Here is a 7,436-nt window from a genome sequence, read left to right as displayed (position 1 = left end):
TTTATTATACCGCGATTTTAGGGAAAGTCAAGTGAACGTTGAAAACCACTTTAAAAAATGAAGTCACTTGTGCTATAATGGATATCGTAACAAAGTTGAGACGGTTGCCGTTGCCTAGTCTGGAGGTGGTGCTTATGTATGTAAGTCACGAAATCCAAGAGAAAGGAGCGGCGGATCTTGTCGTTTATGAAGTACTCAGCTTGATGATTGCCTTCGGTGGTCTGATAGTAGCCATAATGAACAGCAAGAACAAATAAAAAATCGTCCTAACTTGTAGCAGAGCCAAGGACGATTACAGTGTAATAAAAATTGGCAACGGCTATCCGTCTTAAACGGTGTTACCAAGGGGACTGTTAGAGCAGTTCCCTTTTCTGCTTTTATTATACCGCGATTTTAGGGAAAAGTCAAGTGAACGTTGAAAACCACTTTAAAAATGAAGTCACTTGTGCTATAATGGATATCGTAACAAAGTTGAGACGGTTGCCGTTGCCTAGTCTGGAGGTGGTGCTTATGTATGTAAGTCACGAAATCCAAGAGAAAGGAGCGGCGGATCTTGTCCGTTTATGAAGCGCTCAGCTTGATGATTGCCTTTGGCGGTCTGATAGTAGCCATAATGAACAGCAAGAACAAATAAGAAACCGTCCCTACTTTAGCCTTGTGGACGGTTTGCATTAAGTAAATACGGCAACGGCTATCCGTCTTAAACGGTGTTACCAAGGGGACTGTTGACGCAGTTCCCTTTTCTGCTTTTATTATACCGCGATTTTAGGGAAAAGTCAAGCGAACGTTGAAAACCACTTTAAAAATGAAGTTACATGTGCTATAATGGATATCGTAACAAAGTTGAGACGGTAGCCGTTGCCTAGTCTGGAGGTGGTGCTTATGTATGTAAGTCACAAAATCCAAGAGAAAGGAGCGGCGGATCTTGTCCGTTTATGAAGCGCTCAGCTGATGATTGCCTTCGGTGGTCTGATAGTGGCTATTATAAATAGCAAGAACAAATAAAAAAACCGTCCCTACTTTAGCCAGTCGTGGACGGTTTATAAAAATAAATCAAAAATGGCAACGGCTACCGTCTTAAACGGTGTTACCAAGGGGACTGTTAGCGCAGTTCCCTTTTTCTGCTTTTATTTTACCGTGATTTTAGGGAAAAGTCAAGTGGACGTTGAAAACCACTTTAAAAATGAAGTTACATGTGCTATAATGGATATTGTAACAAAGTTGAGACGGTAGTCGTTGCCTAGTTTGGAGGTGGTGCTTATGTATGTAAGTCACAAAATCCAAGAGAAAGGAGCGGCGGATCTTGTCCGTTTATGAAGCGCTCAGCTTGATGATTGCCTTCGTGGTCTGATAGTGGCTATTATAAATAGCAAGAACAAATAAAAAATCGTCCTAACTTGTAGCGACCAAGGACGATTTTTTTAGAATAAAAAAGTAAGAATTGGCAACAGCTATCCGTCTTAAACGGTGTTACCAAGGGGACTGTTCGCGCAGTTCCTTTTTTCTGCTTTTATTGTACCGTGGTTTTAGGAAAAGTCAAGGTTTATTTCTATTATGAACAGCAAGAAGAAATAAAAAACCGTCCCTACTTTAGCCAGTCGTGGACGGTTTATAAAATAAAAACCAAATACGGCAACGGCTATCCGTCTTAAACGGTGTTATCAAGGGGACTGTTCGCGCAGTTCCCTTTTCTGCTTTTATTGTACCGTCATTTTTAGGAAGTGTCAAGGGGTTGCTACTGGTTTTCGTGTCGGAGCGTGAAGAAAAAGTGCAAACGCCTTTCCGTTTGCATCCACTTTTTTCCAAAGCGTTCTCACGAGGTGAATAGAAATGGACTGCTATCATAAAGAACCTGGTCATCTGGGAGTTTTGCATGGTAAGTTTGTACCCAGTTGCAATGAAAAAGGATATGAAATATATTAGGGAATTTTCAAGAAAAAGATAAGTATTTGTATCCTTTGGGGAACTGGCTCAGAGTGCTGAAAAGATGCGGTTTTCAGCCTGTAGAAGCACGTTTAAAAGGTGAGAATTCTATTTTATTCAAAATGCTTGCCAATTACGGGGGGGGGGTGCTATACTGTAATTAGTACATTTCTGTCTAAAACAGGTGTACGTATCTGTTGAACAGACAGAAATATTTTTAATAAAAAATGGAGGGAATGAGATGTTTTTCAAGAGAAAGCAACGATTTTCAATTCGTAAGTTTACGATTGGTACGTGTTCGGTCCTTTTGGGGACGGTATTCGTAGCGGGCGTGGACCAAGTAGCAGCGGAGGTAACGCCTAGTGAGGTAGTTGCTCCGTCAGCAGAGCAAGGTGGTGAACCGTCAGCAGAAACGACTAGCCCAGTAACGGAGCCAGTCGTTGAGGCACAACCAGTGGCTTCAGAAGCACCAGCTGTAGCGGAAGCGCCTAAAGTAGTAGAGCGCACATTTGCCGTACACACTAAGGTGAAGGTGCTTGATGCAGCGAACTTGAGTGATGCAGAAAAAAGCAGGTAGTGCAGCAGTTCGTTCAGACAATGCCTTGACAGAAGCCTTTAAAAGTGGAAGTGGCGACAGATGGCTCTGTCACTGTGCTCGAAAATGGTGCAGTGGTAGCGCGTCTTGCTAGCGCAGACGTTATCGAAGTTCGTGTAGCAGAAGCGACACCAGTGGCTTCAGAAGCACCAGCTGAGCAACCAGTAGCAGAAACACCTGCAGAAGAAAACACCTGCACAGCCAGCCCTTGCAGCGACAGCAGAAAAAGCTGAAGCACCAACAGCGAGCAAGTTGACCGTTGAGGCTTTCCAAGACTTGACACCTGAGCAAATCCAAGCCTTGACCTTGGAAGACTTCAAAGCCCTTCAATTACCAGGTGAGATCATCTCGCTCTTACCACCAGAAAAGTTGAAAGCCCTAAACAGCAACGACAACTTCTACACCTACAACGTAGAGCGTGTCGGAAATAGCCTAGAGCGTGCAGCTGATGCAGGATCAACCTACGTAGGGAAAATGGTCAATCCAGAAGTTGAAGTAATTCCAAGCGTAAGCGCAATAGGTACTCCACCAACAGCCTACAACCGTTCGACAGTTAGCTTCAAGTTTGGCGATCAAAAGTTGCACGAGGGTGATTATTTCTTCGTTGAGACAGAAAACGTAGCGATTGAGTTTCCATCAAAATACTATACAGAAATTGATGGAAAGAAATACGTCATTGCCAATATTGAAAAGTCTGGCTATGAAACAGATATCATAAAAGCAACAGATATCGGTGACCCATCTCGTTATGACTTGAACAGCGATGACTTGCTCACTTCAACGGAAATACAAGGTGACCTTCACAACGTAGAAGGCTTGAAGAACATTGAAGCGAAAATGGACTACAGTATCTCAAAAGAGACCATCTTTGCGACGGAAAACCGTCAATCAACCTTCAAAATCAATGTTAACGACAGTCAAAAATATGAAACACCGTATACGATTCCTGCTTTTAACGAAAGTGTACGACACAAAGGGAACTACAATGAAGATCCAGATGTAAACAAAACGAATAAAAATACCTACCGTTCATTTGACTTCACGACATGGGACTACCGTCCAAAAGGTGCCAATGCGACACCTGAAGCACTTTCAGAAATCGGCTTCTTCAAAGACTTGACAGCAGAAGGTTTTGGAACGCTTAGTGGTCAGCTTTATGGTGCTCCTAAAGGATTTAAGCTCACTATAAGCTCTAAATTTCCTAAAGGTCAGCCTGGTGCCTTCACCTTCCCAGCTGATAAGATGCGTGTCGGTGAACGACTCCCAGTTAAGTGGGCACCATTTTCTAAAAATGGTGAACGTCAAGCCAACTCAAAAGATGGGAAACTCTATGTAACACCAGAGGGCATGTACTATGTCATTGAAAGTATCTCAGCAGATGGTCGCTCCATGACCTTGAATTTCTACGGATTACTCAGAGCCTGGCTACCTTACCCTAGGTGCCTTGAACCTCGATGAAGATGTGAAGCTTGGTAAATCTTCTCGTATCGTTGTGAACTTTGACTCGGAAGAAACCTATACGCATGCTCTTACAGATGCTGAGAAAGAAGCTGGGACACTGGGATTGCAACATTTGACTTTGTCGATAAAGCGACAGGGACAGATACCGGTGCAAGTTCTAACTATTTGAATCAGAGAGGTATCTTCACAGGAACAGCAAGTCAGTATGACTTCTCATCTGCTGCCCGTGGTGTACCAGTAACAGCAGATAATCCAGACCAACTTGGCAAAGGTAAAGTCTTCGTACACTATGTAGATACCAAAGGCAATGTCCTCAAAGAGCAAGCTGAAGCAGACTATAAGGATGCTCTACCCCAGTTGTACGAACAGTGGAAGAGGGTGTAACAGTAGGGTTGAACTATGCGACATCAGCTACCTTGAAGCCCTACAATTGAAGGTACTGAGAAGGATAGCAATAAGAAAAGGCTCTATAAACTCGCAAAAGCTGACACCTATGACGTCGGTGTAGTCGGTGCAGCTAGCAACTTGGTATCAGACATCGAAGACAATGCGACTGTCTCTCTTTCTGACCCAACTGGTGTCGAACCGACAGGAGCTGTGCCACAAGGCGAGCACCATGTCACTTACGTGTATGAACTTGTCAAAGGCGATGTTGTCGTAGAATACAGAGATACTGACGGAAATCTAATTCCATTTAAAGAAGCTGACAAGATCATTAGCGGTAAACCTGTAGCAACACAAAGAGCTAGTAGGAGACGAGTACAACACTGAAACGCCTGAACTTAGACCAGAAACAATCACGTCAGCATATAGCGGCAAAACTTACCGCCGTGTACCTGCAGGTGATGATTACAGAGTCGGTAAGGTAGATGAAAAAGGTCACTTGACATCAAGCGCACCAGTAAGCGGTGAAGTGAAAGAAGAGCTTCAAACAGTAACCTATATCTACAAAGAAGTTAAAGGTTCAGTAGTCGTTCACTATGTCAACGAAGCTGGTGAAGAAATCCAAGATCCATTCAAAGATACAACAGATCAACCAACAGGTACAGGCTTCAACACAGCTGAAGGGCGACCGTGAACAACCAGGCTCAATCGCTAAAGATGGCAAGACCTATGAGTTCAAAGAAGTATCAAAAACAGCAAAAGTTGGAGATAAAGACGTTGTAACAGTAGATGACACCAACAAGTTCAGCGATGAAACAGAAGGAACTGTTAAAGAAGGAACGACCCACGTTATCTACGTCTACAAAGAGAAACAACCAGAAGCTCCAGCGCCTAAGGGTTCAGTAGTTGTCCACTATGTCAACGAAGCTGGTGAAGAAATCCAAGATCCATTCAAAGATACAACAGATCAACCAACAGGTACAGGCTTCAACACAGCTGAAGGCGACCGTGAACAACCAGGCTCAATCGCTAAAGATGGCAAGACCTATGAGTTCAAAGAAGTATCAAAAACAGCAAAAGTTGGAGATAAAGACGTTGTAACAGTAGATGACACCAACAAGTTCAGCGATGAAACAGAAGGAACTGTTAAAGAAGGAACGACCCACGTTATCTACGTCTACAAAGAGAAACAACCAGAAGCTCCAGCGCCTAAGGGTTCAGTAGTTGTCCACTATGTCAACGAAGCTGGTGAAGAAATCCAAGATCCATTCAAAGATACAACAGATCAACCAACAGGTACAGGCTTCAACACAGCTGAAGGCGACCGTGAACAACCAGGCACAATCGCTAAAGATGGCAAGACCTATGAGTTCAAAGAAGTATCAAAAACAGCAAAAGTTGGAGATAAAGACGTTGTAACAGTAGATGACACCAACAAGTTCAGCGATGAAACAGAAGGAACTGTTGAAGAAGGAACGACCCACGTTATCTACGTCTACAAAGAGAAACAACCAGAAGCTCCAGCGCCTAAGGGTTCAGTAGTTGTCCACTATGTCAACGAAGCTGGTGAAGAAATCCAAGATCCATTCAAAGATACAACAGATCAACCAACAGGTACAGGCTTCAACACAGCTGAAGGCGACCGTGAACAACCAGGCTCAATCGCTAAAGATGGCAAGACCTATGAGTTCAAAGAAGTATCAAAAACAGCAAAAGTTGGAGATAAAGACGTTGTAACAGTAGATGACACCAACAAGTTCAGCGATGAAACAGAAGGAACTGTTAAAGAAGGAACGACCCACGTTATCTACGTCTACAAAGAGAAACAACCAGAAGCTCCAGCGCCTAAGGGTTCAGTAGTTGTCCACTATGTCAACGAAGCTGGTGAAGAAATCCAAGATCCATTCAAAGATACAACAGATCAACCAACAGGTACAGGCTTCAACACAGCTGAAGGCGACCGTGAACAACCAGGCTCAATCGCTAAAGATGGCAAGACCTATGAGTTCAAAGAAGTATCAAAAACAGCAAAAGTTGGAGATAAAGACGTTGTAACAGTAGATGACACCAACAAGTTCAGCGATGAAACAGAAGGAACTGTTAAAGAAGGAACGACCCACGTTATCTACGTCTACAAAGAGAAACAACCAGAAGCTCCAGCGCCTAAGGGTTCAGTAGTTGTCCACTATGTCAACGAAGCTGGTGAAGAAATCCAAGATCCATTCAAAGATACAACAGATCAACCAACAGGTACAGGCTTCAACACAGCTGAAGGCGACCGTGAACAACCAGGCACAATCGCTAAATGGCAAGACCTATGAGTTCAAAGAAGTATCAAAAACAGCAAAAGTTGGAGATAAAGACGTTGTAACAGTAGATGACACCAACAAGTTCAGCGATGAAACAGAAGGAACTGTTGAAGAAGGAACGACCCACGTTATCTACGTCTACAAAGAGAAACAACCAGAAGCTCCAGCGCCTAAGGGTTCAGTAGTTGTCCACTATGTCAACGAAGCTGGTGAAGAAATCCAAGATCCATTCAAAGATACAACAGATCAACCAACAGGTACAGGCTTCAACACAGCTGAAGGCGACCGTGAACAACCAGGCTCAATCGCTAAAGATGGCAAGACCTATGAGTTCAAAGAAGTATCAAAAACAGCAAAAGTTGGAGATAAAGACGTTGTAACAGTAGATGACACCAACAAGTTCAGCGATGAAACAGAAGGAACTGTTAAAGAAGGAACAACCCACGTTATCTACGTTTACAAAGAGAAACAACCAGAAGCTCCAGCACCTAAGGGTTCAGTAGTCGTTCACTATGTCAATGAAGCTGGTGAAGAAATCCAATCAGAGCGTTCTGACCTAACAAATGTAGACCCAGGAACTAGATATAACACAGGTGAAACAGATCTTGAAAAACCAGAATCTATCCTATTTAAAGGTAAGACATATGAGTTTAAAGAAGTTTCACAAACACCAAAAGTTGGTGATGAGACAGTTGTAAAAGAAAATATCACAAAAGAGTTTTCTTCTCAGGAAAAGACCAAGGTGATGTCGTAGAAGGAACCAC

Annotated in this window: 13 protein-coding genes; all 13 read left to right on the top strand. The window is 43.2% G+C overall.

What is annotated here, in order from left to right; translation table 11 throughout:
* Nucleotides 1-134: 134 nt before the first annotated feature.
* The 13 genes from A4H00_RS12140 (at nucleotide 135) to A4H00_RS11230 (ending at nucleotide 7,426) form a co-directional block, all read left to right on the top strand.
* Nucleotides 135-257, top strand: a complete 123-nt coding sequence (locus tag A4H00_RS12140; protein ID WP_237334202.1) for a putative holin-like toxin — start codon at nucleotides 135-137, stop codon at nucleotides 255-257.
* A 323-nt stretch (nucleotides 258-580) separates the two neighbouring features.
* Nucleotides 581-634, top strand: coding sequence for a hypothetical protein (locus A4H00_RS12465; protein ID WP_237334234.1), 54 nt, complete (start codon nucleotides 581-583; stop codon nucleotides 632-634).
* Between the two features lie 317 nt (nucleotides 635-951).
* A complete protein-coding gene (locus tag A4H00_RS12385) occupies nucleotides 952-1,005 on the top strand; it encodes a hypothetical protein (protein ID WP_335339466.1) in 54 nt (17 codons plus the stop codon).
* Nucleotides 1,006-1,303: 298 nt separating this feature from the next.
* Nucleotides 1,304-1,351 carry a putative holin-like toxin gene (locus tag A4H00_RS12460; protein WP_418080456.1) on the top strand — a complete coding sequence of 16 codons (48 nt, stop codon included), beginning with the start codon at nucleotides 1,304-1,306 and terminating at the stop codon, nucleotides 1,349-1,351.
* 813 nt (nucleotides 1,352-2,164) lie between these two features.
* Nucleotides 2,165-2,500 carry a YSIRK-type signal peptide-containing protein gene (locus A4H00_RS11255; protein ID WP_067091291.1) on the top strand — a complete coding sequence of 112 codons (336 nt, stop codon included), beginning with the start codon at nucleotides 2,165-2,167 and terminating at the stop codon, nucleotides 2,498-2,500.
* A gap of 44 nt (nucleotides 2,501-2,544) precedes the next feature.
* Nucleotides 2,545-2,751, top strand: a complete 207-nt coding sequence (locus A4H00_RS11250; RefSeq protein WP_067091287.1) for a hypothetical protein — start codon at nucleotides 2,545-2,547, stop codon at nucleotides 2,749-2,751.
* Between the two features lie 19 nt (nucleotides 2,752-2,770).
* On the top strand, nucleotides 2,771-3,976 hold the full coding sequence (locus A4H00_RS11245; RefSeq protein WP_067091283.1) for a hypothetical protein: 1,206 nt from the start codon (nucleotides 2,771-2,773) through the stop codon (nucleotides 3,974-3,976).
* A gap of 4 nt (nucleotides 3,977-3,980) precedes the next feature.
* On the top strand, nucleotides 3,981-4,148 hold the full coding sequence (locus A4H00_RS11955) for a hypothetical protein (RefSeq protein ID WP_157771011.1): 168 nt from the start codon (nucleotides 3,981-3,983) through the stop codon (nucleotides 4,146-4,148).
* The gene (locus A4H00_RS11240; protein WP_067091279.1) at nucleotides 4,145-4,363 is read left to right on the top strand and encodes a hypothetical protein; all 219 of its coding nucleotides are present in this window, start codon (nucleotides 4,145-4,147) and stop codon (nucleotides 4,361-4,363) included. Before A4H00_RS11955 ends, A4H00_RS11240 begins: the two co-directional genes overlap by 4 nt.
* A gap of 141 nt (nucleotides 4,364-4,504) precedes the next feature.
* Nucleotides 4,505-4,750: a hypothetical protein gene (locus A4H00_RS11950; RefSeq protein ID WP_157771010.1), complete on the top strand. Its 246-nt coding sequence runs from the start codon at nucleotides 4,505-4,507 to the stop codon at nucleotides 4,748-4,750.
* A gap of 25 nt (nucleotides 4,751-4,775) precedes the next feature.
* Nucleotides 4,776-5,057, top strand: coding sequence for a MucBP domain-containing protein (locus tag A4H00_RS12265; RefSeq protein ID WP_237334233.1), 282 nt, complete (start codon nucleotides 4,776-4,778; stop codon nucleotides 5,055-5,057).
* Nucleotides 4,960-6,684, top strand: a complete 1,725-nt coding sequence (locus tag A4H00_RS11235; protein WP_067091275.1) for a MucBP domain-containing protein — start codon at nucleotides 4,960-4,962, stop codon at nucleotides 6,682-6,684. The genes A4H00_RS12265 and A4H00_RS11235 overlap by 98 nt, the downstream gene beginning before the upstream one ends.
* Nucleotides 6,644-7,426 (top strand): MucBP domain-containing protein, encoded by a 783-nt coding sequence (locus A4H00_RS11230; protein ID WP_067091270.1) that lies wholly within the window; start codon nucleotides 6,644-6,646, stop codon nucleotides 7,424-7,426. Before A4H00_RS11235 ends, A4H00_RS11230 begins: the two co-directional genes overlap by 41 nt.
* Nucleotides 7,427-7,436 lie beyond the last annotated feature (10 nt).

Origin of the sequence: Streptococcus marmotae (assembly GCF_001623565.1) — a bacterium.
Classification (GTDB): Bacteria; Bacillota; Bacilli; order Lactobacillales; family Streptococcaceae; genus Streptococcus; species Streptococcus marmotae.
This window is presented reverse-complemented; position numbering and strand designations above follow the sequence as displayed.